Source organism: Chloroflexota bacterium (genome assembly GCA_009840355.1).
Lineage (GTDB): Bacteria > Chloroflexota > Dehalococcoidia > Lucifugimonadales > JADFKI01 > Bin90.
This window is the reverse complement of record VXNZ01000013.1, coordinates 1-25,171: the sequence shown is the minus strand read 5'-3', so window position 1 is coordinate 25,171 and position 25,171 is coordinate 1. Positions and strand designations below refer to the sequence as shown.

25 protein-coding genes and 5 tRNA genes are annotated in these 25,171 nt (G+C 57.9%); 13 read left to right on the top strand and 17 right to left on the bottom strand.

All coding sequences use genetic code 11. From position 1 onward, the window contains the following. Positions 1-77 precede the first annotated feature (77 nt). The 6 genes from F4X57_03500 (at position 78) to F4X57_03475 (ending at position 2,539) form a co-directional block, all read left to right on the top strand. Positions 78-154: transfer RNA gene (locus tag F4X57_03500), tRNA-Val, on the top strand. Between the two features lie 39 nt (positions 155-193). Then, a tRNA-Leu gene (locus F4X57_03495) sits at positions 194-279 on the top strand. 41 nt (positions 280-320) lie between these two features. Next, positions 321-397: transfer RNA gene (locus F4X57_03490), tRNA-Arg, on the top strand. A 65-nt stretch (positions 398-462) separates the two neighbouring features. After that, a tRNA-Val gene (locus F4X57_03485) sits at positions 463-539 on the top strand. A 125-nt stretch (positions 540-664) separates the two neighbouring features. Beyond that, a complete protein-coding gene (locus tag F4X57_03480; GenBank protein MYC06228.1) occupies positions 665-1,408 on the top strand; it encodes an alpha/beta fold hydrolase in 744 nt (247 codons plus the stop codon). 111 nt (positions 1,409-1,519) lie between these two features. Beyond that, complete coding sequence (locus F4X57_03475; protein MYC06227.1) at positions 1,520-2,539, top strand: GDSL family lipase; 1,020 nt, start codon at positions 1,520-1,522, stop codon at positions 2,537-2,539. A gap of 48 nt (positions 2,540-2,587) precedes the next feature. On the opposite strand, the gene F4X57_03470 is transcribed toward F4X57_03475, so the two are convergent. The 6 genes from F4X57_03470 to F4X57_03445 all read right to left on the bottom strand — a co-directional run bounded on the left by F4X57_03470 (position 2,588) and on the right by F4X57_03445 (position 10,225). Further along, a complete protein-coding gene (locus F4X57_03470) occupies positions 2,588-3,610 on the bottom strand; it encodes an ABC transporter ATP-binding protein (protein ID MYC06226.1) in 1,023 nt (340 codons plus the stop codon). A 94-nt stretch (positions 3,611-3,704) separates the two neighbouring features. Then, the gene (locus tag F4X57_03465) at positions 3,705-4,721 is read right to left on the bottom strand and encodes an ABC transporter ATP-binding protein (protein ID MYC06225.1); all 1,017 of its coding nucleotides are present in this window, start codon (positions 4,719-4,721) and stop codon (positions 3,705-3,707) included. Further along, positions 4,718-5,491, bottom strand: a complete 774-nt coding sequence (locus F4X57_03460; protein MYC06224.1) for an ABC transporter permease — start codon at positions 5,489-5,491, stop codon at positions 4,718-4,720. The genes F4X57_03465 and F4X57_03460 overlap by 4 nt, the downstream gene beginning before the upstream one ends. A 191-nt stretch (positions 5,492-5,682) precedes the next feature. Next, entirely contained in the window at positions 5,683-6,831 is a 1,149-nt protein-coding gene (locus F4X57_03455; protein MYC06223.1) for an ABC transporter permease, read from the bottom strand. Positions 6,832-6,843: 12 nt separating this feature from the next. Next, positions 6,844-8,952 (bottom strand): ABC transporter substrate-binding protein, encoded by a 2,109-nt coding sequence (locus tag F4X57_03450; protein ID MYC06222.1) that lies wholly within the window; start codon positions 8,950-8,952, stop codon positions 6,844-6,846. 172 nt (positions 8,953-9,124) lie between these two features. Beyond that, on the bottom strand, positions 9,125-10,225 hold the full coding sequence (locus F4X57_03445; GenBank protein MYC06221.1) for a mandelate racemase: 1,101 nt from the start codon (positions 10,223-10,225) through the stop codon (positions 9,125-9,127). Positions 10,226-10,366: 141 nt separating this feature from the next. Here F4X57_03445 and F4X57_03440 point away from each other — a divergent pair. Further along, positions 10,367-10,442 (top strand) — tRNA-Arg (locus F4X57_03440). Between the two features lie 24 nt (positions 10,443-10,466). On the opposite strand, the gene F4X57_03435 is transcribed toward F4X57_03440, so the two are convergent. Continuing rightward, positions 10,467-11,087: a nitroreductase gene (locus tag F4X57_03435; protein ID MYC06220.1), complete on the bottom strand. Its 621-nt coding sequence runs from the start codon at positions 11,085-11,087 to the stop codon at positions 10,467-10,469. Positions 11,088-11,537: 450 nt separating this feature from the next. Between F4X57_03435 and F4X57_03430 the strand changes: the two genes are divergently transcribed. Both F4X57_03430 and F4X57_03425 read left to right on the top strand, forming a co-directional pair. After that, positions 11,538-12,095, top strand: a complete 558-nt coding sequence (locus tag F4X57_03430; protein ID MYC06219.1) for a ferritin — start codon at positions 11,538-11,540, stop codon at positions 12,093-12,095. A gap of 452 nt (positions 12,096-12,547) precedes the next feature. Continuing rightward, on the top strand, positions 12,548-13,291 hold the full coding sequence (locus F4X57_03425) for a metal-dependent transcriptional regulator (GenBank protein ID MYC06218.1): 744 nt from the start codon (positions 12,548-12,550) through the stop codon (positions 13,289-13,291). Positions 13,292-13,323: 32 nt separating this feature from the next. Here the strand turns inward: F4X57_03425 and F4X57_03420 are convergent, their stop codons facing one another. The 7 genes from F4X57_03420 to F4X57_03390 form a co-directional block, all read right to left on the bottom strand. Beyond that, complete coding sequence (locus F4X57_03420) at positions 13,324-13,911, bottom strand: dual specificity protein phosphatase family protein (protein ID MYC06217.1); 588 nt, start codon at positions 13,909-13,911, stop codon at positions 13,324-13,326. 11 nt (positions 13,912-13,922) lie between these two features. Further along, the gene (gene xseB, locus F4X57_03415; GenBank protein ID MYC06216.1) at positions 13,923-14,204 is read right to left on the bottom strand and encodes an exodeoxyribonuclease VII small subunit; all 282 of its coding nucleotides are present in this window, start codon (positions 14,202-14,204) and stop codon (positions 13,923-13,925) included. Next, positions 14,191-15,396, bottom strand: coding sequence for an exodeoxyribonuclease VII large subunit (gene xseA, locus F4X57_03410; protein MYC06215.1), 1,206 nt, complete (start codon positions 15,394-15,396; stop codon positions 14,191-14,193). The genes xseB and xseA overlap by 14 nt, the downstream gene beginning before the upstream one ends. Positions 15,397-15,400: 4 nt before the next feature. Then, on the bottom strand, positions 15,401-15,964 hold the full coding sequence (gene efp, locus F4X57_03405) for an elongation factor P (GenBank protein ID MYC06214.1): 564 nt from the start codon (positions 15,962-15,964) through the stop codon (positions 15,401-15,403). Between the two features lie 158 nt (positions 15,965-16,122). After that, a complete protein-coding gene (aroQ, locus tag F4X57_03400; GenBank protein ID MYC06213.1) occupies positions 16,123-16,560 on the bottom strand; it encodes a type II 3-dehydroquinate dehydratase in 438 nt (145 codons plus the stop codon). Between the two features lies 1 nt (position 16,561). Beyond that, positions 16,562-17,122, bottom strand: coding sequence for a Uma2 family endonuclease (locus F4X57_03395; protein ID MYC06212.1), 561 nt, complete (start codon positions 17,120-17,122; stop codon positions 16,562-16,564). 67 nt (positions 17,123-17,189) lie between these two features. After that, positions 17,190-18,074 (bottom strand): 2-hydroxy-3-oxopropionate reductase, encoded by an 885-nt coding sequence (locus F4X57_03390; protein ID MYC06211.1) that lies wholly within the window; start codon positions 18,072-18,074, stop codon positions 17,190-17,192. 258 nt (positions 18,075-18,332) lie between these two features. Here F4X57_03390 and F4X57_03385 point away from each other — a divergent pair, with 258 nt between their 5' ends. From F4X57_03385 to F4X57_03370, 4 genes are all read left to right on the top strand, one after another. Next, positions 18,333-19,436 carry a mandelate racemase/muconate lactonizing enzyme family protein gene (locus tag F4X57_03385; GenBank protein ID MYC06210.1) on the top strand — a complete coding sequence of 368 codons (1,104 nt, stop codon included), beginning with the start codon at positions 18,333-18,335 and terminating at the stop codon, positions 19,434-19,436. After that, positions 19,433-20,740, top strand: a complete 1,308-nt coding sequence (locus F4X57_03380; protein MYC06209.1) for an MFS transporter — start codon at positions 19,433-19,435, stop codon at positions 20,738-20,740. The genes F4X57_03385 and F4X57_03380 overlap by 4 nt, the downstream gene beginning before the upstream one ends. 4 nt (positions 20,741-20,744) lie before the next feature. After that, complete coding sequence (locus F4X57_03375; protein ID MYC06208.1) at positions 20,745-22,055, top strand: MFS transporter; 1,311 nt, start codon at positions 20,745-20,747, stop codon at positions 22,053-22,055. Positions 22,056-22,161: 106 nt separating this feature from the next. Next, entirely contained in the window at positions 22,162-23,106 is a 945-nt protein-coding gene (locus F4X57_03370) for an aldo/keto reductase (GenBank protein MYC06207.1), read from the top strand. Here F4X57_03370 and F4X57_03365 read toward each other — a convergent pair. Genes F4X57_03365 through F4X57_03355 form a run of 3 tightly spaced genes read right to left on the bottom strand, consistent with a single transcriptional unit; the run spans position 23,103 to position 24,733 of the window. After that, positions 23,103-23,330, bottom strand: coding sequence for a hypothetical protein (locus tag F4X57_03365; protein MYC06206.1), 228 nt, complete (start codon positions 23,328-23,330; stop codon positions 23,103-23,105). The genes F4X57_03370 and F4X57_03365 overlap by 4 nt on opposite strands. A 13-nt stretch (positions 23,331-23,343) precedes the next feature. Next, positions 23,344-23,637 carry a toxin gene (locus F4X57_03360; protein ID MYC06205.1) on the bottom strand — a complete coding sequence of 98 codons (294 nt, stop codon included), beginning with the start codon at positions 23,635-23,637 and terminating at the stop codon, positions 23,344-23,346. Positions 23,638-23,647: 10 nt separating this feature from the next. Next, positions 23,648-24,733 carry an S-(hydroxymethyl)mycothiol dehydrogenase gene (locus tag F4X57_03355; GenBank protein MYC06204.1) on the bottom strand — a complete coding sequence of 362 codons (1,086 nt, stop codon included), beginning with the start codon at positions 24,731-24,733 and terminating at the stop codon, positions 23,648-23,650. Positions 24,734-25,171: the final 438 nt, after the last annotated feature.

Below are 25,171 nucleotides of genomic sequence, written 5' to 3'. Positions count from 1 at the left end.
CACTATTCTCACTAAGTCGATAATCTGCTATAATTCAGTAGTTCGCTTGACTGGTGATGACGCGCGGCGTATTTCCAGGGCGGTTAGCTCAGATGGTTAGAGCGCTTGCTTCACACGCAAGAGGTCGGAGGTTCGAGTCCTCCATCGCCCACCATCTGACGCAGATGACCGGATGGCGAAGTGTCAGCAGCGTGCCGAAGTGGCGGAACGGAAGACGCGCTACGTTCAGGACGTAGTATCCTTACGGATGTGTGGGTTCGAATCCCTCCTTCGGCACCAGAACCAAGTTCCGTATTCGCCAGCAGGAGTCCCTACTTCAAGCGCTTGTAGCTCAGTTGGATAGAGCGCAGCCCTGCGGAGGCTGAGGTCGTGGGTTCGAGTCCCGCCAAGCGCGCCACTCCCTTCTTTAACCGCAATTCCGCCCGCACACAGGCCGCCACATCTCGATGGCGCGCACCGCACGGGCGATTAGCTCAGATGGTTAGAGCGCTTGCTTTACACGCAAGAGGTCAGAGGTTCGAGTCCTCTATCGCCCACCATTTTCCACTTCCGTTGTCCTTACAGTCTCACTTGTCGCGCTTTAACTTGACACGCCCTGTTGTCAAGATACAATTGCCAATGGTTTCGATACTGAAAGCAATTGAAAGCAATAGGGAGCGAGCAAATGCCGTTTTATACTAAGGGCGACGTTACTATCCACTATGAAGAGGCCGGTTCGGGATTCCCACTGCTGGTTACACCGGGCGGAGGACTGAACTCCACAATCGCGGGCTGGCCAGGGCAGGTGTTCAACGCGATGGACGAGTTCAAGGACGACTTCCGCTGCATCACGATGGATCAGCGCAACGCGAACGGCGGCGAATCCACCGGGCCGGTGCAGATCGAAGACCCCTGGGGCGCCTTCGCGGACGACCAGTTCGGACTGATGGACCATCTCGGCATAGACAAGTTCGCCTTCATGGGCTTTTGCATTGGCGGGCCGTTCGCGATGAAGCTCATCGAGCGCGCGCCGGAACGCATCGCCGCCGCTGTGCTATGCCAGCCGGTCGGGCATTCCACTGAAACGCCCGATGCCATGTACGACTCCGGGCACGACGTCTGGGGGCCCGAGTTGTGCGCCAACCGCGATGACGTAACGATGGAAATTGTCCATCAGTACCTGCACAACCTGTATCGCATCCAGCCGGACTTTATGTACACCGTATCGCGCGAGTTCGCGACTACCTGCGAGACGCCGCTGCTGGTGATGCCTGACGACACGCCATCGCACGCTCTTGAACCCGCGATGGCGATGGTCGCGCTCGCGCCAAACGCCGAATGCACCGCCTACCCATGGAAGGAAGACGAAGCCTCGAAAACGCAAGCGATAGCGCAGGTTCGCGCCTTCCTGAACCGCAATCAGCCGTAAGCGCAACCATACTGAATCATGCCTTCCCCCAATCAAGGGGGAGGGAATTCACCTACCTATCCTGTAAATCCTGTTAATTGGTACTTGAAGTAACGACAGGAGGACACGCAGATGACGCAGCAACTTCGCCCGAACGACGCTCGGCTGGGTTGGCACGGCGCAATATCCTTTGATGACACGGACGACTGGCGTATGCCGTGGCGCTTGCCGTATGACGAGCTTGCGCTGTTCCCGGCGGACGCGCTGCGAGAGCGTGCGGCGATGCCCGCGGGCGTACGGCTCGCGTTCCACAGCGATACGGAAATCGTCGCGGGGAATGTCGTGCCACAGCCTGCCGATCCTGAAGGCGAGTACATCGGCATCGATCTGTACTGCGACGGCAAGTTCGTTGGCAGCCGCGAGATGGTGGAGCAAGCGGAGTTCCGCTTCGATGGTTTGACGGTAGGCGACAAGCTTCTCGAACTTTGGTTGCCGCAGCACGCTGAGTTTAAGCTGCGCTCACTCACAATATCCGACGGCGCGAGTATCCGCCCATACGATGATACGCGACCGAAGTGGGTAACATACGGCAGCTCCATCACGCACTGTCGCGCGGCGGGCAGCCCCAGCAACACTTGGCCCGCATTTGCGGCGCGAGAGCGCGGGCTGAACCTGACCTGCTTGGGCTACGGAGGCAACTGTCACTTAGAGCCGATGGTCGCCCGTATGATGCGCGACTTGCCAGCGGACTTCCTGTCGATGAAGGTCGGCATCAACATCTACGGCTCGGACAGCCTTAGCCCGCGCACATTCCAATCGGCAATCATCGGCTTCGTGCAAATCGTGCGCGAAAAGCACCCGGACACGCCGTTCGTGGTCATATCGTCAATCTACTCGCCGGGCCGAGAGGATACGCTAAACGGCGTCGGTTTCACGCTAGACGACATGCGAGAGGAAGCCGCAGCAGCAGTCTCTGCCATGCAGGGCAGGGGAGACCGCAACCTTCACTATGTCAGCGGACTAGAGCTATTCAACGCAGATTTAGCGCACCTGCTTCCCGACGACCTGCATCCGAACGCCAAAGGCTACAAGATCATGGGGCAGAACTTCGCGGACAAGGTAGCGGCTAAGTACTTCAGCCTGCCCGCGTGATTCTCTGGCATCCCATCAAGGGCAATTTCGGGCAATTGCTACGAGTCGTTACGCCTTATAGCAAGCCGCCAAATGCGCATCTTCGCCTTCCAACGGCGGGTGCACATTGTCGCGGCAGAAGTCGTCGGCTATTGGGCAGCGGTCATAGAAGCGGCAGCGGGGCGGTGGGTCGATGGGCACGGAAACGCCGCTCTTAATGCTCACCGGAGCGCGCGATACGCCCGGCTGCGGCACCGGCACGGCGGACAGTAGCGCGCGCGTGTACGGATGGCGCGGACTTTGCAGCACGCTCTCGGTCTCTCCAATCTCCACTATCTTGCCAAGATACATCACCGCTATCCGATCGCACATGTAGCGCGCGACCGCCAAGTCGTGCGTGATGTACAAGTAGCTGATGCCGAGCCTGCCTGCGAGGTCTTCCATCAGCCGCATGACGCCCGTTCTGACAGACACATCGAGCATTGATGTAGGCTCGTCCGCGACGACGAACGCAGGCTCTACGACGAGCGCCCTCGCGATTGCGACGCGCTGCCGCTGACCGCCGGATAGTTCATGAGGATGGCGGAACAGGAAGGCGTGCGCAGGCGTCAGCCCGACCATTTCGAGCATATGCGACACCGCGTCCATGCGATCGATGTGATTGCCCATTCCCTGCGTCCGGAGCGGCTCCGCTACTGTGTCGAAGATTGTGCGGCGCGGGTTCATGGACTCGTATGGGTCTTGGAATATCATCTGCGCTCGTCTGCGGAATGCCTTGAGCGCCTTACCCGACAGCGTGGCGATGTCCGTTGGTTCGCCCGCGCCGTCGTCGAAGATGATATGTCCGTCCGTCGGGTCGGTCAGGCGCACTAACAGTCTGCCGGTCGTTGTCTTGCCGCAGCCGGATTCGCCGACAAGCCCTAGGCTGTCGCCCCTACCCAGCTCGAAGTTCAGCCCGTCAACGGCATGCACGAAGCTGTGGCTGCGCTTGAGCCAGTTCCCGCTTTCGACGGGGAAAAGCTTAGTCAGCCCTTCTGCTTTCAACAGAGCGCTGTCGTCGTTGCTGTGTGATTTCCGGGGGAGCGTTGTCATATTTCGCTTGCCGTCTTTTGCCGGATAGTGTATGCCTTGAGACTGATGCAATGCTTGTCGCCGTAATGGACTGTCTGCGTTTGCTTGCAGGTCGCTAATCTCCCGGCGGATTCCAGCAGTATGCCCAGTGCTCGTCCACTTGCACTAGCGGCGGCGCAGTCGTTGCACACTCTTCGGTTGCGTATAGGCAGCGCGGGTGAAAGCGGCAGCCGGACGGCGGATCGAGCAGGTTTGGCGGCTCGCCGCTGAGCGTTGCCAGTTCGCGCTTTTCGCCGGTTACGCTGGGGAATGCCGACATCAGCGCGCGCGTGTATGGGTGGATAGGCGTGTTGAAGATTTCGGATACGCTGCCGAACTCCACTATCTTGCCCGCGTACATCACCCCGACCACATCACTCACTTCGGCGATCACCGCCATGTCGTGCGATATGTAAATCATCCCCATATCCAACTCGCGCTGCACGTTCTTCATCTCGCGCAGGATACGGTCTTGCACGATGACATCGAGCGCCGTCGTCGGCTCATCGGCGATGATTAAGTCCGGTTCGCAGGCGAGCGCCATCGCGATTATCGCGCGCTGCTTCATGCCGCCGCTGTATTCGTGCGGGTATCGCGGGATGAATGCCGTGTCGAGGTTTACTAGGTCGTACAGTTCGCGCACGCGCTCTACGGACGCGGCAGGCGCGGATTCGACATGATACTCCAGCGCCTCGATTATCTGTTCGCCGACGCGGTACACGGGATCGAGTGAGTTCATCGCCGCCTGAAAGACCATCGACACGCGCGCCCATCGGTATTCGCGCATTTCGTCTTCGGACAGCGGCACAAGGTCAAGTCCGTCTAGCACTATGCTGCCTGCCGATATTCGGGCGCTCTCCGGCAGTATCTTCAGCAGGCTGAGCGCGATGGACGACTTGCCGCAGCCCGATTCTCCGACGAGCCCGAACCCCTGCCCGCGTTCTACCGAGAACGACACGCCGTCCACAGCTCGCACTTCTCCCTGCCGCGTGTAGTAGCTCATGGTCAAGTCTTCCACTTGCAAGAGCGCGCGGCTGCCGGTGTTGCGGTCGTCGCTATTGTCGTTGTGCGGCTGATTCGCTGTCTGCGTCATGTGCGCCTTAACCTTGGGTTGACCACTTCGTCAAGCGAGCGCCCGACGAGATAGAACGACGAGCATAGCAGCGTAATCGAAAGGCTCGCGGGGAATATCAGCCACCAGTATTCGGTTACTTGCAGCAGGTAGCCCGCCGATTCGGTCGTGTGAATCATCAAGCCCCAGCTCATTCGCACATCCAGCAAGCCTAGGAAACTGAGTATCGCCTCGGAAAATATCGCGCCGGTTACGGTGAACATCATGTACAGGAACGACAGCGGCAGCAGGTTCGGCACAATATGCACGAAGATAATGTGGAATGGCCCCCCGCCCGCGATTCGCGCCGCGTCGATGTACGGCTTGACGACGATGGACAGCGCCTGCGATTTCAGCACAACGCCCGTGCCGCCGAAGCCGGAAAGTATGCCGATAATCAGCGCAAGCTCGAAGTGTTCAACGCCAATCAGCGCGCTCAGCACGATAAGCACACTGATGCCGGGCATCATTATCATTATGTCCGCGAGCCGCATCAGCAGCATATCCACGACGCCGCCAAAGTACGCCGCCACCGCGCCCACGGTCGTGCCTATGGTCACGGTAACTATGGCGGCGAGCAAGCCGAGCAGAAACTCCGCGCGCGCGCTGAACATCAGCTGGCTCAGTATGTCCCTGCCGAGAGGATCCGTGCCGAGCAGGTGCGTCCGGCTAGGCGGCGCGGGTTGTCGCACTTCGTCGAACGAATAGCCGACAACCGGGTCGTACACGCTCGGCTCCCAGACGGTGTTCATCAGAAGTGGGTGGGACAGCGCGAGCAGTGCGTAGAATGCGATGATGACAATGCCTATCAAGCCGACCCGCGTCCCAATGAAGATAGACCAATTTTGCCGGACGGTGCGCGTTGCCAAGATGACGCGCGCCTTCCACACAGAGTCCGTGTATGCCGGGGCGTCACTGGTGTGCGGTGTGTTCTGCACGGCTGCTAATACCTGATTCTGGGGTCGAGATATACATATAGAATGTCCGCGGCGAGATGCGCCACCAGCACGAATATGCCCACGAACACGAACGCGCCAACGGCAAGCGGCAAATCTTCGGACACGGCGGCGGCGACCAGCGTCTGTCCCATGCCGGGCCAGGAAAATATAGATTCGATGATGACGCCGCCGTCTATGGCGAACGCAAGGCTGAATACGAAGCTGGTAACGACCGGCAGCAGCGCATTCCGTGCCACATGCTTGTCTCGCACCTGATTTTCTGGCAAGCCCTTGGCGCGCGCCGCCAGCACATAGTCTTCGCGCATCGTCTCAAGCATGCTATTGCGCGTCAGCAGCATCGTGCCGGCGAAGCTGATGAGCGTCAGCGTGATTACGGGCAGCGCCATGTGCTTCACGATGTCGAACGCGAGGTGGCTCACGCCGCTCGCCATCCACACGCCCGCGATGGCGGCTGTCGCGACGGCGATTGCGCCAACCTGTATCAGCCGCGCATTTCGCACGCGTCGCTGCGTGGTGAACAGGAAGGCCAGAAACACCACGATGGACAGCACGATGGCGGTGATTATCATGCGGTTGAACACCGTGTTCGCGTCAATCGGCGAGTCCCGCCATAAGACGGGATCGAGAAACTTGCCTATGGGGAACCAGCCCGCCTTGAATGCGAACAGCCATATCATCATAAGCCCGAACCACGGCGTAAACACGGTGTAAAGCGTAACGCCGCTTATCGTGGACGCGTACTCTGTCCATGTTCCCCTACGCCAAGCGATTATCTTGCCTAGCCCGAAGCCCAAATAGAACGAAATCACGGATGCGGTGATGAACAGCACCAGTGTGCGCGGCAGCCGTTCAGCGATGACATCGGACACGCTGCGCGGGTAGTGGCTGAACGACACGCCGAAGTTGCCGGTCAGCGTGTTGCTCACATGCCGCAGATACTGCTTCCATAGCGGTTCGTTGACACCGAACAGTTCTCGCAATTCCTCGCGTGTCTCGGGCGGCAGGTCAGGGTTGAGCGCGTATGTGTTGCTCACATCGCCCGGCTGCGCATTCACGATGAAGAACACGATGGACAGGAAGACGAATAGCGTCAGCAGTATCTGCGCCAGCCTTTTCAGTATGTACTTTGCCATGTGTTGGCTGCTTTACTTTATCAGCGCCGCCGTCTGCAATCCGCCCAAGCCGGTCAGCCCACCAAACACCGTTGTGTACGGATACTCGACCCTAGATGGACGGTATGTGTCCAGCTTGGGTATCGTGAACAGCGGTATGTACGGCAGGTCGTCCGCGAGCATTTCCTGAATGCGGAACATCTTGTCGCGTGCCTCATCGACGCTAGTCTCGGACAGCAGCGAGAACGACAAGTCGTCGAATTCCGGATTGGCATAACCGCCCCAGTTGTGGCCGCCCTCTTCGTTCTCCGGTGCGTGGCGAGAGTGAAAGAAGCTCTCCACATAGTCTGGGAACAGCGACAGACCCCAGCCCAGAATCCAGATGTCCAAGTCTTCCTGCACGGTGTCGCTGAATAGCTCAGCCACCAGCACATTGAAGCCGACGAGATTGGCGCGCGCCGGTATGCCGAGGTCGTTCAGCCAGCGCTCTATCCATATCGCGAATGTCGCGCGCAGCGGGTCATAGCCCGGGCTTGGCGCAATAATTTCGATTGGCTGCATTTCCGAACCGTCCGGCATTCGCAGCCCTTGCGCCTGCACTTCGACGAAATTGCCGTCTTCGCTCATCTGTGGCTCTTGTTCGTAGGTGAATCCGGCTTCTTTCAGCAGCGCGACTGCCTTTTCCAAGCGCTCGGTGCGGGTCATTCCCTTGCCCAACTGCGGCACATCGGCGTTGTGCCAGAACGCGTTGCCCTCCGGCACGACTGAGTACATCGGAATGGTGGAGTCTTGCAGCACGGTCTGTGATACGAACTCCTTGTCGATGATGGTCGCTATCGCCTGACGGAAGCCCTTGTAGCTCATCGGCTCCTTGCGCGTGTTGAAGCCCATGTAGAACATGCCATTGTCCGCGTTGGTGACGATAGACAGGTCATCAGCCGCGCGGATGCGATCCTGAAAGCCCTTTTCCACGCCGAGCGGGTTGAACAGGTAGTCAATGTCGCCGTTGGTCAGCGCGAGAATCGCCGCGTCCTGGTTGCCGTATATGCTGAACAGAGCGGTGTCCACATGCGGACCGATTTCGTATTCAAGTGTCTTATCTCCTCCAGGCTCGCCGTAGAATGACGCTTCGTAGCCGATATTCGGGATAGTCTCGGAGTACGCGCCGTTGGCATACTCGGTGACTACAGCCCCTTTCCAGCTATAGTTGACGTCGGCATCGTTCTCGAAGAATGCGCCTGGTTCCCACTTGCTAAATACGAATCCGCCGGCAGTAGGCTCGCCGTCCGGCACATAGGCGAACAGCGCTTCGATGCTCTGCTGCACATTGTCCAGTGCCTTCACATCTTCAATAACCGGACTCCAGTAATGTTCCGGCATTATCGGCATAAAGCCCAGCCCGAACTGCCATACGCTCAAGCCTGGTGTCTGTGGATTGCCTTCGTCGTCCATCGCCTTGAACAATACCTTGACGCGATGGTCGTCGATCTTCTCCACGCCTTCGACAAATGCGCGATCAACGGCGCTTCCCCAGTCCGCGCCGAGCTGCATGTCGAGCACGGTGTTCACTGTGAAGACGAAATCGTCCGCCGTCATCGGCTCGCCGTCGCTCCACTGGATGCCTTCTTTCAGCGGCACTTCGGCAGTCCAAAGTTCAGTGCCGTTCACCGTTTCTTTGGTAAGCTCGGTCGGGAAGTCGGATGCGACGACCGGCACCCAGTCAAAGCGCTGGTCGGAGTAGCCGTAGAGCGATGCAGTATTGCCTGCCAGCACATAACCCGTCCACACCGAACCACCCGGTCCGCCGTAGAAGTTCCAGTAATTTCTGGTAATCGGCTCGGAGAACAAGCCCATCTGGTAGATGGGTGGTCCTGCGGTAGAATCATCGTCGTCGGATGGTTCCGGCTCCGTCATGACTTCGACAATCTTCTCCACTTCGATTATCTTCTCTACCTCGACCTCCTTGGGCACTTCCACTTCCTTCTCGACGATCTTCTCCACTTCGACTGGCACTTCTACTTCTTTGATGACTTCGACAGTCTTGACGACCTCGACCGGCTCGTTCGAGCAGGCGACAGCCGCCACGACGAGAAGCAGCGTTAGGGGGAGAGCAAAGCGCGCCCAATTGGCAAATGACAGCATTAGTCAACATCCTCACGAGTGGATAGTCATTCCGATAGATGCACTATACCACTTATTGTATAGTAAATGTCAATTCCAACTTGAATATAGTGGGTACAAGCACAATGGACAGGACAAACAGGATAATAATCCTGCTAATCCTGTCCATCGATTGATGTAAAGTAGGGTGTCGCTAGTCGAGTGTCGCGGTGTATTCGCGCTTGACCAGATCCCAGTCAATCTGGTAGCCCAGACCCGGCTCGTTTGGCGCGTGCACCACGCCGCCGGACATGTCGATGTCTTCGACCAAGCCGTACATGTTCGCACCTGTGCAGGGGAAGAACTCGAAGAACTCACAGTTTGGCACGGCCATTGTGATGTGTAGGTTCGCCACATTGTTCAGCGAGTTGCCGCCGTGGTGCACTTCGCATTTCATATTGAAGCCTTCGGCGAGGTGGCACAGGCGAATCATCGGAGTGATGCCGCCGGTAACCGCGACATCGCCGCGCAGTATGTCCGTCGCGTACTGCGTAATCCACTGCGTCATGCCGTAGTACCTACCCGGCGCGTACTCGGTGGACATGATGGGGATGTCCAGTTTCTGGTGCAGCTTGACATAGTTGTAAATGTCCTCTTCCACCAGCGGGTCTTCGTACCAGTAGAAGTTCAGGTCTTCGATGGCGCGGCCGACGCGCATCGCGTCCTCATATTGGTACATCCACATGGAGTCGAGCATCAACTTCATCTCGTCGCCGACCGCTTTGCGAACTTCCTTGCAGATTTCGATGTCGAACTGTGGGTTGCCGTGCGGGTGAATCTTGTGCGCGGTCCAGCCGTCCGCTTTGAATCGCAGCGCCTCTTCGACATACTCGTCGGTCGTCTCCCACCAAGCGGTGGATGAATACACGGGCACGGACTCTTTGCAAGTGCCAAGCATCCTATGGATAGGCTGACCGGCAATCTTGCCGTTGATGTCCCACAGGCAGATATCGATAGCGCCGATAGCGTTCGTGGACACGGAGCGGTTGCGCTTCCACATGTCCCACCATATTGCGCCAATGTCCTGCGGATTGCGTCCCAAGAGCATCGGCTTCAGGAACTCGATAAGTGCGGGAGCATAGTGGTTTGCGCCGACGCTGGACGAGCCTAGGAATGCGTTGCCGCTGATGCCTTCGTCCGTCTCAACGGTTACGATCCCCAGCTGCCGCGTATCGCCGAAGTGAGTCCGCGCGTTGGTCTTCCAAGGCTCGGACTTCCAGTTGAACATCTCTACCTTGACATTGGTAATTTTCATATATGCGCACCTCGATGCAATGACTTATGGGACTATGACCTGTGAGAATAACGCAGACAAGGTTACCACATCAGTCAAATGGTGTAATTTCCCCGCCAATGCCTGACAAGCGGGCGCCGGCGGGTGTACAATTGTGTATGTGCCCCTGTAGCTCAGGAGGATAGAGCAACGGTTTCCTAAACCGTGTGCCCCGGTTCGAGTCCGGGCAGGGGTACCACCTCATTCAAGTTCGCGTCTGCCGCTAGTCCAGCCACGATGTGATACTTTGCGTTGCGCTGCGTCTTGATGCCGGCTCGTTCGCCGGCTCGCCGATGAACAGCGCGCCAACCATCTCCCAGTCGTCGCCTGCGCCGAATGCTTCGGCGAGTTGCGGGTGCTTCGTGACCGACCCTGTGCTCCAATCAACCACCAGACCTTCGGCGACCGCGGCGAGCGCCATGTTTTGCACGGCGCAGCACACGGAGGCATAGTTTTCCTGCGTAGTCTCGTCGTCCCCGCCGGGCACGCTGTACGCGTAAATCAGCGCGGGCGCGTCCAGCACGCGGCGCTTGCTGTCGTCCGCCGACCGCTGCTTCTGCTCCGGATTCGGGTTGGTGACCTTATTGTACGCAACCTGCCACGCCAGCTCGGCGACTCTTTCGCGCGCGGCGCTGCCTTTTCCCAGCACGAAGAAGCGCCATGGATTTGTCAGCCGATGGTTCGGAGCCCAGATAGCCGTGTCCAGCAGGCGCTCCAGCACCTCGCGCGGCACTTCCTTGTCGGTCATATCGTGGGTCGTCCGCCTGCTGTAGATGGCGTCGTACACCGAAGTTGGTGTGTCCGGTACCGCCACATCGCTGCTGTCAATCATGTCTGTAGTCATGTAGCTTCTCTCCTTCCTAAGAAGTCCTTATCGTGTGCTGACTTCGTCGCGTCAACCGCGCCATTTGATGCCTGCCGCTTCATATCATATAGGTATTGCGCACGCAGCACAAAATCTGCGTGTATTTATTGTACTACCGCTTGACCTCCCTATTCCATCATACCCAGTTTGTGTGCAGCCGTCTTATGTTCGTAATCTGTAGTACTTCGAGTGATTAATCTATATTAAGTAAGTAGTATGTCCATTAGGAGCAAAGCGAACCATATAACCGAACAGTAGATTATGTTCAAACCAATGGTATGAATATGCACAAGCCAATAGCGTGTGTATGTCCAAGCCAATGCTACATGTCATGCATGCAGTTGCCCGATGCTGTAGGCGAAATTATTTTGATATTCAATCTGGACTAGCCTCACAAATGATGTAATTATTGATGCACGGCTGACAGAAATGGTGCTTGTAAGCGCCAAAATAGCATGGCAAGAATGCCCATATAGGAGGACTAAATTGAAGCTGAGTACAACTCTAGAAGATTCTTTCAACGACCAGATTAACGCGGAATTGGAGTCGGCGTATCTGTACCTGTCTATGGCGGCGTACTTTGAGGACGAGAACCTGCCGGGCTTCGCGCACTGGATGCGTCTGCAGAACGAGGAGGAGAATTCGCATGCGATGCGGTTCTTCGACTATGTGCACGACAGGGGCGGACGCGCCACGCTGCAGGCTATCGCGCAGCCACCGACAGACTTTGAGAGCCCGCTGGATGTGATGCAGCGCACGCTTAATCATGAGCGCAAAGTTACCGCGCTCATCAACCGCATGTATCAGATCGCCATTGAGGAGAGCGACTACGCGGCGCAGGTAATGCTGCATGAGCTCATCAACGAGCAGGTGGAAGAGGAAAAGACGGCGGAAGAGATTGTCGATCATCTCAAGATTATCGACGGCGACGGCAGCGGTCTGCTGATTCTGGACGGCCGGATGGGCTCTAGAAGCGACGCCGCATAGCCGAAAAGCAGGCGGTCCGTGCCGCCACAAACCGCAAACGATCAACAATTTAGTGCGCACCGCCATAAGCCCGCGCACGCAACAATATCACGAGAGCCATGCCGCCGGTATCTAAGGCGGCGTGGCTCTCTTCTTTTGGCAGACGCTGATGTCGGGAATCTGTCAGAGTCGGTTGCCATAATTTTGTATAGACATACAATATGTATAAGTATAGCAAGACAATAAAGATAGTATTAGGCCACATTCCTATGAGTAGCTATTGACCATGTATGTACATAGCAACAGCGTACTTAAAGCACGATTAATGAGCATGTACAACGATGGATGTGAATGTTGCATGGCTATTACTTTGATGATAACTCTGCAAGGGATGATACCTTTGCCATCGTTGACTTGTCTAATTGCTAGATGATAGACTGACGATAGATTAGTGTGGAGATTGACTTAGTACTATGGCTAGAACTAATACTAAAACCAACTCTAAAATCGATACGGTATCACCATCTCGGCAGCGCCTATCTATGACGGCGGAGAACTACTTGCTGTCCATATATCGGCTGAATGAAGAGGACACAGTTGTTACTTTAACGCAGCTTGCCGAGCACCTGAAAATGCTGCCAGAAGGCGAAGGGCTAGGCACATCATTGCCAACCGTCGGCGGCATGATTCGTCGCCTAGAGAGGGAAGGATTGCTCGCGGTTGATGGTAAGAAGCAGTTGTCGCTTACGAAGAAAGGTCAGCGCAGCGCCGAGGAGATTGTGCGGCGGCACCGCCTGGCTGAGCGCATGGTCGTGGATATGCTGGACGTCGAGTTGCACCGGGCGCACGTCGAGGCGCACCTGCTGGAGCACGCCATCTCCGAGTATCTCGAAGAGCGAATAATGGAAAAGCTCGGCAATCCTACGACCTCACCGTTCGGATACCCGATCCCCGGCACCGACTATGTGCAGCCCGGCCCGTCTTTCCGCTTGAATGAAGCGCCACTCGGCAACAGATTGCAGATTGACAAAATCCCGGTGGACGACGAAGTTCTGCTGAAGCATCTGGTTCAAAATCAGGTGATCCCGGGCAACCAAATCGTGGTCAGGGAAATCAACACATCCACTGGCATAATCGCGTTCGAATGCATGGACGAGGATGTGGTAGTGGGCTACCAAGTCGGTCAGTTTATCTGGGTGCGCTCGGACGACGAGTAACAGGCACGGCAGGGATTTGCTCCCCTGTGCCCCTACTGGCGGCGGCGGTTCATGCTGCCGTTGCCATTCGTCTCGTGCTCGAACTCTGCCAGTGCGCGTATTTGCGCGGGCGTTGGCTTAATGAACGGGCGCACGGCGCGAATGCGGCCTAGTGCTTCGTCCACGCTGCATCCTTTGGAAATCAGGCACGCCGCCGCCATGCTTGGCGCGCGCCCGACGCCTGCCGTGCAGTGAATATAGACTTTGCCGCCTTCCGCTAATGCGCGTTCGATGAATGCGATGCCCTCGCGAATGTGCGCTGCCGAAATCGGGTCGTCGTCGATGGTCGGCAGATGGCAGTATCGCGTCGCGCCGTTGACGCCTAGCGTCAAGCCATGCTCTGCATCATCGAACTCCGCGCGCATGTTGACGATGTGCGTGATCCCCGCCTGCTCCAGGGCGTGCTTTCCGTTCTCGCGGTGCTGTGGTCCGACATACAGCGATTCGGTAACGCGGCTGTATTCGAGCATCGGCACGCCGGTGACCTTCGGAATGCCGCGCGCGTATGCCCAGAGCGCGGTCGTGCGCACGCCCTGCGACTTTAGGCGGTCTCGCACGGTGCGCGCGCCCTTCCCTAGCATTCTCAGCAAAACTACGCCTCGTATGTCGCCGACTCTTCGCCGATGAAACGCATCTGCTCACCGTGTTCGGTACGAATGCGTGAGATGCGCAGTTCCGCGGAAGTCAGCGCTTCGTTGCAAGTCTTCGCGAGCGTGATGCCCTCTTCGTACAGGCGCGTGGCTTCTTCTAAGGGCAGCCCGCCGGACTCCAGCTTCTGCACCGTCTCGTCTAGGCGTTTCTGCGCCTGCTCGAAGGTCAGTTCGCCAAGTGATTGGTCCCGCTTATCCTGTTCGTTGGCGTTAACTTCGCTCATTATCGCTCCTGGCGGTCGTTACTTCGGCTTCTATTTTGCCGTCGTCAAGCGTAATATCCAGAGCGTCGCCCGCTTTGACCTGTGCCCCCGCGCTAACTACGCTGCCGTCGTCGCGCCGCTGCACGATGGCGTAACCGCGCCGCAGCGTGTCATAGGGGTTCAGCGTGTCCAATCGGAGTTTCAGCCCACTTGTGCGCTCAGCGTTTAACGTGATTGTGTGCGTAAGTATGCGATGCGCGGCAGACAGGCGGTCGTCTATCCTCATTCGCATCGTGTCCAAGTCCGGCATGGCGTTTTGCAGGCGCCGGTCGAGTTGTTGCGTGCGGTCTATCCCCGCCGCGAGTTGGCGCGATATTGCTGCGTCTATGCTCTGTGCCGCGCCCACTGCGAAAGCAATCAGCTCCGCTCTGTCGGGGACAACACGCTCGGCAGCCGAGGACGGCGTAGGCGCGCTCAAGTCCGCCACATCATCGGCGATTGTATGGTCGGTTTCGTGCCCAATCGAGCTGACGACCGGCACGGGACAGGCGTATATCGCCCGCGCTACCGCCTCTTCGTTGAACGCCCACAGGTCTTCGAGTGAACCACCACCGCGCGCCACGATGATTACATCGACGCCCGGTTCGCTGCCCGCTGCCTCAATTGCCTCCGCAATCGCCGGCGCCGCGTCCGTGCCTTGAACCGGGGCCGGCGCAATCGCAAGTTCGACTAGCGGATAGCGCCGCCGAACGACATCCTGAATATCATGCCACACAGCTCCGCTGGGCGATGTTACGACCGCTATCTTCTTAGGAAAGCGCGGCAATTCGCGTTTACGGGACTCGTCGAACAATCCTTGCTCTTCCAACTGCAGTCTTAATTGCTCCAATTGCAGCTGAAGTTCGCCCACGCCTTCGGGCTGCGCGATGTCCACGATGATTTGCAGGTCGCCGCGCTGCTCATAGATGGAAACGCGCCCATGCACTATGATTTCCGCGCCGTTCTTCAAATGTTGCATACCGCGTGAGTTGCGGAACATCACACATCCCATCGTCGCGTTTCCGTCGCGCACGCTGAAGTACGCATGGCCTGAACCGGGGCGCGCAAGGTTGGTGACCTCGCCGCTTACCCATAAGTCCCTAAGCACGGAGTCGCGCTCAAGCGTCTGCTTGGTGTACGTCGATATTTGGGAGACGGTGTATATGGTTGCCATTTCACTATGCGCGGGACAGATATTGTCCGGTGCGAGTGTCCACCCTGATTAGCTCGCCTTGGTTGATGAACAGCGGCACATTCACAACAAGCCCCGTCTGGAGCGTCGCCGGCTTAGTGCCGCCTTGCGCCGTGTCGCCACGCACTCCGGGCACAGTCTCGGCGACTTCCAAATTGACCGTAATGGGCAGTTCGATTGCGACCGGATTGTCACGGTAAAGCACGAGATCGACCTCGATTTGCTCCACCAAAAACTGCAATCCGTCCGCTATCTGCTCCGAACTGAGCGGGAATTGGTCGTATGTGTCTGTGTCCATGAAGTAGTACAGATTGTCGTCTTCGTAGATGTACTGCGCTGAGCGGCGCTCGACATCGGCGAGGGTGAAGGCGACATCGTAGCCGGAGAAGGAGCGCTCGACCTGCCTGCCCGTGGTGAGTTCGCGGAACTTGATGCGCATGGTCGGCGCGCGCTGCTGCATCTTGCGCTGTTCGTATTCGAGAACGATGAAGGGCGCGTCGTCCATTTCGATTGCCATGCCCTTTCGCAGTTCCCCGTAGTTGACGGTCATTGTGCGGACTCCTTGGGTTGAGGTCGAGTTGTATTCAGTATCCGGATTGCTAGAGTTTGTGCGAGCGGCTGGTGACGCGACACTTGCCGCCCTCCGTCACCACGCTGTCTTCGCTACGAACGCCGCCTTAGCCGGACAAGTCAAGCGAATGTCGCCTGTCAGGATTGCTTAAGTTTATCGGCGAGAAATTCGAGCGCGAAGATATAACCCTGCCAGCCAAGCCCGGCGATTTGCCCCTGCGCGATGTCGGCGATGACCGAGTGCCGGCGGAACTCTTCGCGCGCGTGGATGTTGGACAGATGCACTTCGACAACCGGCAGACGCGAGTCTATCAGCGCGTCCCGAAGCGACAACCCGTAGTGCGTGATTGCGCCTGCGTTGACCACAATGCCCTCGACATCGGGCGTCAGCGCCTGCAGATAGTCCACGAGCGCGCCTTCGTGATTCGATTGGTAGAACTCCGTATCTACCTCAAGCGCGCGTCCCTTCTCGGCAATCAGCTCTTCAATGTCCGCCAGCGTCTTGGCGCCATAATACGCCTGCTCGCGTCTGCCGAGCATGTTCAGGTTTGGTCCGTTAAGAATGACGATTTTCATACTAGAATATGTCGTCCACCGCGATGCTGAATCCTTCAAGCACGGTCGATGTTACGGTGTCGCCTTCGTAGTAAGTCTGTTCGATTTCCAATGCACCGTCCTTCAGTGTCAAACGCCACACAATCTTGTTGGACGGGTCCATTACCAAATATTCTTTGACACCGTGCAGAGCGTAGAGTTCGCGTTTTTCGTTCCAGTCGCGGCGCGATGTTGACGGAGATAGGATTTCGACCACTAGGTCGGGAGCTCCTTCCAGATATGCTCCGGTGATGATATGCTCCCGTTCCTTTGATATGAACATCACATCGGGCTGCACTACATCGGTGTCTGACAGCTTCACATCAAACGGGGAGAACAAGACGACGCCAAGATTGCGCTCATCCACGAACGGCAACATCCACCTCCCTAGCTTCGCCTGATTCCTTTGATGGTCGAAATTAGCCCCTGGAACCACAATCAACTCCCCGTTAATCAGCTCCCAGCGCTCGTCGTCGGGCATCTTGGCGTAGTCTTCGTATGTCATCAGGCGGGTAGTGGTGACCATTGCCTCTTTCACCCCCATCCTTCCCTTCCCCCTTAGCCTTCGGGGGAAGGGATGTTGAAATCGTCTGCCGGAAGTGTGCGGGTCGCTAGCCGCTAATCTTTGTCTGCGCCATGTCTTCGATGAAGTTGGCGATTGCGGAGTGGTCGGATGCGCCCTTGCCTTCGTTCATCAGCGAGCCGATAATCTGCTGCGCCAGCGCGGTGAAGGGCAGCGGCACGCTAAGCTCGCGCGCCGTCTGCAGGGCGTTGTTCAGGTCTTTCTGGTGCAGGTTGATGCGGAATCCGGGCGTGAAGTTGCCCTCGATCATCATCGGCGCTTTGGCGTTCAGCACCGTGCTGCCCGCGAGTCCGCCCCTGATTGCCTCAAATACGACATTCGGGTCAAGGCCCGCCTTCTTCGACAGCACCAGCGCCTCGCCGACGGCAGCGATGTTGATGGCGACGATAATCTGGTTCGCCAGCTTTGTCGTGTTGCCCGCACCGTAGTCGCCGCAGAATGTGGCGTTGCCCATCGGCGCGAACACATCCACATACTTGTCATACACATCCTTCTTGCCGCCGACCATAATGGCGAGCGTGCCGGAAATTGCACCCGGTTCGCCGCCGCTGACCGGCGCATCAAGGAAATCCACGCCCTGCGCCTCGCAGCCCGCCGCTATCTTCTGCGAGGATGCAGGCGCGATCGAGCTCATGTCGATGACGACCGAGCCGGACGCCGCTCCCTCTAGCACGCCGTTCGCGCCGAGTATCGCCGCTTCGGAGTCCGCCGAGTCGGGGACCATCGTGATAATTAGCGAGTTCTTCTCCGCAACTTCACTCGAAGACGACGCAGGAATAGCGCCCTCGGTTGCCATCTCTTCGATGGCAGTGCCGACGATGTCGTACACCGTTACGGTGTTACCCGCTTTCATCAGGTTTCGCACCATCGGCCTGCCCATAATCCCCAGTCCGATGAATCCTATATCTGCCATTGTTCGCTCCTTTCGAACGGCGCCTTTCGGTCTGCCCATTGACGCCATTATCTTATGCAAAGTGTCCTTGCCATTATCAGACTACGGGGCGTGTATGGTCAAGTGCGGCATAGCGCGGCAGATGGGAATACCTTCCGGCAACCATCCCATTTGGCAGGCGACAGGTCGACAAGGTAGGCGTGCTGATAGCCTGCGGTCAATGGTGATATACTCTGTGATGTTGTTCGTACTTCCTTGCACGCTGGAGCATTGCCGCAGATGCAGATCGTTGACATTACCACCACGCAGCTCAATTATCCGCACACTAATCCGATCCAGGATGCCACAATTCCCATGCCACCGCCGGGCGCAGGTGGTCGCGGGCAGCTCTTCGTACACATTCGCACGGACGAAGGCGTAGAGGGACTGGGCATCGGGCAGTCGTCGCCGGGCGTGCGGCAGGTTGTACTGGCTTTGCGCAATCTGCTGCTTGGCAAGGACCCATTCAACATCGAGCAGCTATGGAACGAGATGTTCTGGCAGGTGCGCGGATACGGGCGCAAGGGCGTCGCGTTCTGCGCTATATCCGCCATCGACATTGGCTTGTGGGACTTGAAGGCGAAGGCGCTAGGCGTGCCGCTGTTCAAGCTGCTGGGACCGTATCGCGAGTCCGTGCCGATATACGGCAGCGGCGGCTGGACGAACTTCAGCGAGCAGGAACTGATAGCGGAGATGGTGGGCTACGCCGAACAGGGCATTCCGCGCGTGAAGATGAAGGTTGGCAAGGACTTCGGGCAGTCCGAGCGCGAGGACATTCAGCGGCTTGCGGCGGTTCGCGGGGCGCTCGGTGACGATGTCGCCATATATATCGACGCCAATAACGGCTACTACCCCAAGCAGGCGATTTACATGGCGCGCGAGTTCGAACAGTATCAGGTCGGCTGGTTTGAAGAACCGCTGATTGCGGACGATGTGCAAGGGCTTGCGGAAGTCAGCCACGCGATCAACATTCCGGTAGCAACCGGCGAGCACGAGTACACGAAGCACGGCTTCCGCGAACTTATCGCGTCGGGTGGCGCGGACATTGTGCAGCCGGATGTCGGCAGGGTTGGTGGCGTTACTGAGTGGATGAAGGTCGCGCATGTCGCGCACGCGTTCAACCTGCCGGTCGCGCCGCATGCAGTGCAGCTGGTTCACCTGCATCTCGCCTGCGCCACGCCGAACCTCAAGGTCGTCGAGTATATGAACACCGGACTAGAAGGCGACCGTGTGTGGTACACCGAGTTTCCGCAGCAGAAAGACGGCATGTGGGCGCCTTATCCGGACAAGCCGGGCTTGGGGCTTGAGCTCGACCCGGCAGCCATCAAGCAGTGGGCAGTATGAGATCATCCGGATCCGCGTCCGTTGCTCGCGGATCGCCCGATGGCAGGTCGTCTCGGCGGATACGCATACCCAGAATGCAGACGCTCGACTCGCTGCGGGCGTATCCGAACTTCCGCTTGCTATGGGTTGGAGACTTCTGCTCTAACAACGCGCTGTGGCTGCAAATGCTCACGGCTGGCTGGCTTGTCCGCAGTCTCACAGAGAACTCGCCGTATTCGACATTCTTGGTCGTAACGGTCGGCGGCATGGCTATGCTGCCCGGCTTGATAATGGCGCCCATCGCCGGCACCCTCGGCGACCGTATGGACAGGCGCAAGCTGATTATCGGCATTCAGAGCTTCATGGCGATGTTCTCATTCCTGTTCGCGGTGCTCGTCGGGCAGCAGCTAGTATCGCACTACCATGTGTATATGTACGTGTTCCTCGGCGGCATTTGTCTGTCCATAACGCAGACGAACCGCATGGCGCTCATCGCCAACACGGTGCCGCGCGCATCTATGGCCAACGCTTTCGCCACGAATGTGCTGACGATACCCGGCACGCGCATGATAGGACCATTCATCGGCGGCATACTCATCACAACGCTGGGTTTCTTCTGGAACTTCACGCTCGAATCGCTGCTATATCTTGGTACGGTGATTGCGTATATGCCGATGAAAACGCCGTATGTCGAGCGCAGAACCGCGCCGAAAGATGTCTCATTCATCGCGGACTTGGTCGCGGGCTTCGTCTATGTCTGGCGGGACAAGCGCGTGTTGCTGTACATCACGATAATCGGATTCGTGCCGAACACGATACTAGAGCCGGTAATGTTCCTACTGCCAGTGTTCACCAGCGAGGTGCTGCGCAGCGGCGCGGATGTTGGCGGATACCTTGTCGCCATCAACGGCTTGGGCGGGCTGCTGATGGCGTTCTTCATCGCATCGTTCGGATTCATATTCCCCAAGGGCAAGATAATTCTCGTTGCTGCCATGGTCAGTTCGGTGTTCATCTTGCTGTTCGCGTATGCTGCACTGCTGCCGCTTGCGATGCTGCTGATAATGCTGTTCGCGCCAAGCCAGACTGCGTTCAGAACCGCGACCGTAACCCTCCAAACGCTGATTGCGCCCGACGAAATGCGAAGCCGCGTAATGAGCCTGCAACGCTACAGCATGGGAGGTGTGGTCATATTCAGCCTGGTCGTCGGCTGGTTCGCGGAGATAACATCGGTATCGATCGCGCTCACGGCGATGGGCATCATCGGCTTGGTCGTTGGGCTGCTATTCTGGGTCTTCGGCGACCAGATTCGCGAGCTGGACGCATAGTCGCATGAGCACGCAGGATACCACAACAGAGCAGCCGTCCACGCTCAGAGCGCGCCCGAAACCACGATTCAGCGTGCGGATTCCGCGCATGCGGACATTCGACTCGTTCGCATACACGGACTACCGCTACCTGTGGATTGGCAACTTCTTCGCGAACAATGCGCAGTGGCTGCAGCTGCTGACCGTCGGCTGGCTGGTGCGCGGGCTGACATCCGGTTCATCGACGTCAACGCTGTTCGTGGTAACGGTGGGCGGAATGAGCCTGCTGCCCGGCCTAATAATGGCGCCAATAGCCGGTACGCTGGGCGACCGCATGGACAGGCGCAAGCTGGTCATCGGCATACAGGCGTTCATGGCGGCGTTCTCGTTCCTGTTCGCCGTTATGGTCGGGCAGCAGCTCGTAACGGTCTGGCACGCGTATATTTATGTATTCGTGAGCGGTGTATGCGTATCCATCAGCCAGAACAGCCGCATGGCGCTGGTTGCGAACACCGTGCCGCGACACGCTATGGCGCACGCCTTCGCCACGAATGTGCTGACAATACCCGGCACGCGCATGATAGGACCGTTCATCGGTGGCATACTCATCACCACGCTTGGTTTCTTCTGGAATTTCACGCTCGAATCGCTGCTGTACCTCGGCACGATACTTGTCTTCCTGCCCATCAAGACACCATACGCGCAGGCAAGGCGGGCAAGGACGAACACATCGTTCCTGTCGGACCTGATTGGCGGGTTCACCTATGTCTGGAAAGACAAGCGCGTGCTGCTCTACCTGACGATGCTGGGCTTCATCCCGAACACGATACTACAGCCGGTGATGTTCTTGCTGCCCGTCTTCACGGACGAAATTCTGCGGCGCGGCGCGGATGTCGGCGGCTACTTCCTCGCTATCAACGGCCTGGGAGGGCTGCTGATGGCGCTTTTCATCGCATCGTTCGGCTTCGTCTTCAAGAAAGGCAATATCGTGCTGTGGTGCGCACTGGGCAGCTCCATATTCATACTGCTATTCTCGTATGCCATAATCTTGCCTCTGGCATTCCTGTTGATAATGCTCTTCGCCAGCACGCAGACCGCATTTCGCACGACCAACGGCACTCTGATGCAGCTGCTGGTGTCGGATGATATGAGGAGTCGCGTAACCAGCCTACAGCGCTACAGCATGGGTGGCGTCATTATATCCAGCTTCGCCATAGGCTGGTTCGCCAGACTCACATCGGTGTCCATGGCGCTCTTGGCAATGGGCATCATCGCGACAATTCTAGCCGCTGCATTCTACATATTCGCCAAGCAGATACGGGAATTGGATGCGTGATGATGGTGTTGATGTAGGGTTAAGTCCCCATCATACCTAGCATTCTTCGTCAATGAGGAAGGGGCTTTGAGAACCTTCCGCGAGGGTATATTTCAAGGAGAGCCGTATGAAGTACCGAACATTAGGCAAGACTGGGTTGAAAGTGTCGTTGGCGAGCTTTGGCACGGGCGGGCCAAGCCAGTTTGGGCAGCGTAAGGGCTTGGAGCAGCGGCAGCAGACCGCGCTTGTGCGACGCTGCCTTGAACTTGTCGTCAATCTGTTCGACACGCACGAGGGCTATGGCGAAAGCGAGATTATTCTCGGCGAGGCGCTGCAAGGCGTGCCACGCGACTCGTATCATCTCGTTACGAAGTGGTCGTACCACAGCGGTGGAGGCGTGGGCAGGGATGCCGCCGCGTTCGCCGAATCGGTCGAGCGCAGCCTGACACGGCTCAACACCGATTATGTGGATGTGATGATGATTCACGGCATACTCGCCGCCGAGTACGACAGCGTGATGGAGCGGTTCGCGCAAACTCTGGAACGCCTTTGCGAGCAAGGCAAGGTGCGCTTCAAGGGATTCAGCACGCGTTACATCGTCGATCCGGCGCAGGAAGTCCTGCCCGTGGCAATGCGGACCGATCCTTACTTCTGGGATGTTGTGATGCTCAAGTACGGCATCCTGAACCAGATTGCCGCGAAGGAAGCACTGCCCTTGGCGATGGAACATGACATTGGCGTGCTAAACATGGCGTCCGTGCGCATCAAACTGCCCGTGCCCGCGCTGCTTGAGCAGCTAATTGCAGAGTGGAAGATTGTGGGATACATCGCGCATGACAGCGTGCCCGCGAGCGACCCGCTAGGCTGGCTGGTTCGCGGCGATGTCGATTCCGTGGTCAGCGCCGCGTACAAGTTCGCCGCAGAGCATCCGGCGATCGCCAGCGTAATCACCGGCACATCCAGCATGGCGCACTTGGACGCGAACATCGCGGCGCTACAAGAGCCGCGCCTGCCTAAAGAAGACAGTACGCGGCTCAAAACCCTGTTCGGCGACATTGCGGAGTATGCTTAGTCGGCGGCGTCCTGCGCGGGTTTTTCCGCATTTTTCTCGCGCTCTAGGCGTTCCAAAGTGCGCTCTGCGATTTTCTGGAAGTATGCTTTCGCCGCTTCCTGATTTTCAATGTGCTGCCACTCGCCGCGCTCGTATGACTCTATCAACTCACGCTCTTCGTCGTCGAAATACTCAAAACCGGGATCTCCCGGAAAGAGAATCTCTTTTCGCTCTATCTTGTCCATTGTTCCCCCTTCGCTACCTGAGGTAGTCGCGTGTAGCCTTTCGACTGGGAATAACTGTTTTCAGAAAGTAGCCTGAGCCTGTCTTTACCGCCGGAACCAAATGAGCGTAATTCTCGATATTCACTACTATCATGACTTGCCCGGGATACCGCTCTTGATTCGGATGGTCGTCGGCATCCAGAATCTCACGCTGCCGGATATGGCGCACCGCACCCTCAAACGAAAGCCTGCGCGTGCGCTTCAGCCAATCGTTCTTCTCTTCGCTGCACTCGAAATCCGCGTTGATGACCTCTTCAAAGTCTAGCATAACTCCGTGATTACAGGACGACCACCGAGCGCAGCACTTCGCCGCGCTCCATCTTGTGGAACGCCTCTTCCACATCGTCGAGCGCGATGGTCTCGGACACGAACATGTCTAGGTCGAGCCGCCCCTGCATATACAGGTCGATGAACATCGGAAAGTCGCGCGTGGGCAGACAATCGCCGTACCACGACGACTTGAGTGAGCCGCCCCTGCCGAATATCTCAATCATCGGCAGCTCAATCTTCATCTGCGGATCAGGAACGCCGACCATCACCACGGTTCCCGCGTGGTCGCGCGCGTAGAATGCCTGCTCGTAGGTTAGCGGATTGCCTACCGCTTCGATCGCCACATCCACGCCGTTGCCGCCCGTCATGTTCCGAATTGCTTCGACTGCGTCCGTCTGCGCCGCGTTGACGGTGTGCGTGGCGCCGAATTCCTTTGCCCATTCCAGCTTGCGGTCGTCTATGTCCACACCGATGATGGTGTGTGCTCCAGCCAGCTGCGCGCCTGCGATAGCCGCATCGCCGACGCCGCCGCAGCCGAACACCGCGACCGAATCGCCGCGTGACACGCCGCCCGTGTTCACCGCCGCACCAAGCCCCGCCATTATGCCGCAGCCAACCAGCCCTGCCGCAGCCGCCGACGCGTCGGAGTTCACCTTGACCGCCTGTCCCGCGGCGACCAGCGTCAGCTCTGCGAACGCGCCGATGCCGAGCGCGGGCGACAAAACGGTGCCGTCTTCCAGCGTCATCGGCTGCCGTGCGTTGGCGCTGTCGAAGCAGTACCACGGGCGACCGCGCAGACATGAGCGGCAGTTGCCGCACGGCGCGCGCCACGCGATTATCACGAAATCGCCGGCTTCCACATTCGTTACGCTATCACCCACCTTCTGCACTATGCCCGCCGCTTCGTGCCCCAGCATGAATGGGAACTCGTCCGTAATCGCGCCTTCGCGATAGTGTAAGTCCGTATGGCACACCCCGCACGCCAGCACGCGAACCAGCACCTCGCCCGGTCCGGGGTCCGGCACAATGATCGTCTGCAGCGAAACCGCTTCGCCCTTCGCCCCAGCTATGACAGCCTTAACCTTATTGCTCATATCTAGTTACCCTCCATGTTACTGATATATCGCGTGCGTATATTAGCATGGAATCGGCGAGGATATGAGACTGCGTGCGGAGTTGCGCGCGCGGGTGGGCATGGCGTGTGGCGTGCGTGCGGTTGCGGTAGATGGCGTTTCCGTTCAGGTGGTTTTGCGATATTGCGCCACTGGATTCCTGCTCCCTGCCTTCGCAGGGACATGCTTCTCAGGAATGACGAACTGAAAACCACTGCATAGTGAGAATACCGGGCTTTTAGGGGCTGCGGTTGTTGATGGGGACGGTTAGCCTGGGAGTGGGGACTTGGGCTGCTGCGGTGTGGGACGACCGGCCGGTCGCCCCTACGAGGTTGTAGCGGGTCAGATTGCCGTCGAGTTTGTCTTGCTCGTCTTCGGGGTCGGGGTCGTTGGGGCCACAGGTGGCGAATGCCATTGCGT

What these genes read in the sequence shown, in the direction of transcription:
- F4X57_03395 (MYC06212.1), bottom strand. Translation starts at nt 17,122, where the DNA reads ATGGGGGTGAAAGAGGCAATGGTCACCACTACCCGCCTGATGACATAC.
- F4X57_03465 (MYC06225.1), bottom strand. Translation starts at nt 4,721, where the DNA reads ATGACGCAGACAGCGAATCAGCCGCACAACGACAATAGCGACGACCGC.
- F4X57_03365 (MYC06206.1), bottom strand. Translation starts at nt 23,330, where the DNA reads ATGGACAAGATAGAGCGAAAAGAGATTCTCTTTCCGGGAGATCCCGGT.
- F4X57_03355 (MYC06204.1), bottom strand. Translation starts at nt 24,733, where the DNA reads ATGAGCAATAAGGTTAAGGCTGTCATAGCTGGGGCGAAGGGCGAAGCG.
- F4X57_03445 (MYC06221.1), bottom strand. Translation starts at nt 10,225, where the DNA reads ATGAAAATTACCAATGTCAAGGTAGAGATGTTCAACTGGAAGTCCGAG.
- F4X57_03435 (MYC06220.1), bottom strand. Translation starts at nt 11,087, where the DNA reads ATGACTACAGACATGATTGACAGCAGCGATGTGGCGGTACCGGACACA.
- xseA (MYC06215.1), bottom strand. Translation starts at nt 15,396, where the DNA reads ATGGCAACCATATACACCGTCTCCCAAATATCGACGTACACCAAGCAG.
- F4X57_03360 (MYC06205.1), bottom strand. Translation starts at nt 23,637, where the DNA reads ATGCTAGACTTTGAAGAGGTCATCAACGCGGATTTCGAGTGCAGCGAA.
- F4X57_03430 (MYC06219.1), top strand. Translation starts at nt 11,538, where the DNA reads ATGGTGCTTGTAAGCGCCAAAATAGCATGGCAAGAATGCCCATATAGG.
- F4X57_03450 (MYC06222.1), bottom strand. Translation starts at nt 8,952, where the DNA reads ATGCTGTCATTTGCCAATTGGGCGCGCTTTGCTCTCCCCCTAACGCTG.
- F4X57_03370 (MYC06207.1), top strand. Translation starts at nt 22,162, where the DNA reads ATGAAGTACCGAACATTAGGCAAGACTGGGTTGAAAGTGTCGTTGGCG.
- F4X57_03390 (MYC06211.1), bottom strand. Translation starts at nt 18,074, where the DNA reads ATGGCAGATATAGGATTCATCGGACTGGGGATTATGGGCAGGCCGATG.
- F4X57_03475 (MYC06227.1), top strand. Translation starts at nt 1,520, where the DNA reads ATGACGCAGCAACTTCGCCCGAACGACGCTCGGCTGGGTTGGCACGGC.
- efp (MYC06214.1), bottom strand. Translation starts at nt 15,964, where the DNA reads ATGACCGTCAACTACGGGGAACTGCGAAAGGGCATGGCAATCGAAATG.
- F4X57_03375 (MYC06208.1), top strand. Translation starts at nt 20,745, where the DNA reads ATGAGCACGCAGGATACCACAACAGAGCAGCCGTCCACGCTCAGAGCG.
- F4X57_03385 (MYC06210.1), top strand. Translation starts at nt 18,333, where the DNA reads ATGCAGATCGTTGACATTACCACCACGCAGCTCAATTATCCGCACACT.
- aroQ (MYC06213.1), bottom strand. Translation starts at nt 16,560, where the DNA reads ATGAAAATCGTCATTCTTAACGGACCAAACCTGAACATGCTCGGCAGA.
- F4X57_03470 (MYC06226.1), bottom strand. Translation starts at nt 3,610, where the DNA reads ATGACAACGCTCCCCCGGAAATCACACAGCAACGACGACAGCGCTCTG.
- F4X57_03480 (MYC06228.1), top strand. Translation starts at nt 665, where the DNA reads ATGCCGTTTTATACTAAGGGCGACGTTACTATCCACTATGAAGAGGCC.
- xseB (MYC06216.1), bottom strand. Translation starts at nt 14,204, where the DNA reads ATGAGCGAAGTTAACGCCAACGAACAGGATAAGCGGGACCAATCACTT.
- F4X57_03380 (MYC06209.1), top strand. Translation starts at nt 19,433, where the DNA reads ATGAGATCATCCGGATCCGCGTCCGTTGCTCGCGGATCGCCCGATGGC.
- F4X57_03455 (MYC06223.1), bottom strand. Translation starts at nt 6,831, where the DNA reads ATGGCAAAGTACATACTGAAAAGGCTGGCGCAGATACTGCTGACGCTA.
- F4X57_03420 (MYC06217.1), bottom strand. Translation starts at nt 13,911, where the DNA reads ATGCTAGGGAAGGGCGCGCGCACCGTGCGAGACCGCCTAAAGTCGCAG.
- F4X57_03460 (MYC06224.1), bottom strand. Translation starts at nt 5,491, where the DNA reads ATGAACACCGTCTGGGAGCCGAGCGTGTACGACCCGGTTGTCGGCTAT.
- F4X57_03425 (MYC06218.1), top strand. Translation starts at nt 12,548, where the DNA reads ATGGCTAGAACTAATACTAAAACCAACTCTAAAATCGATACGGTATCA.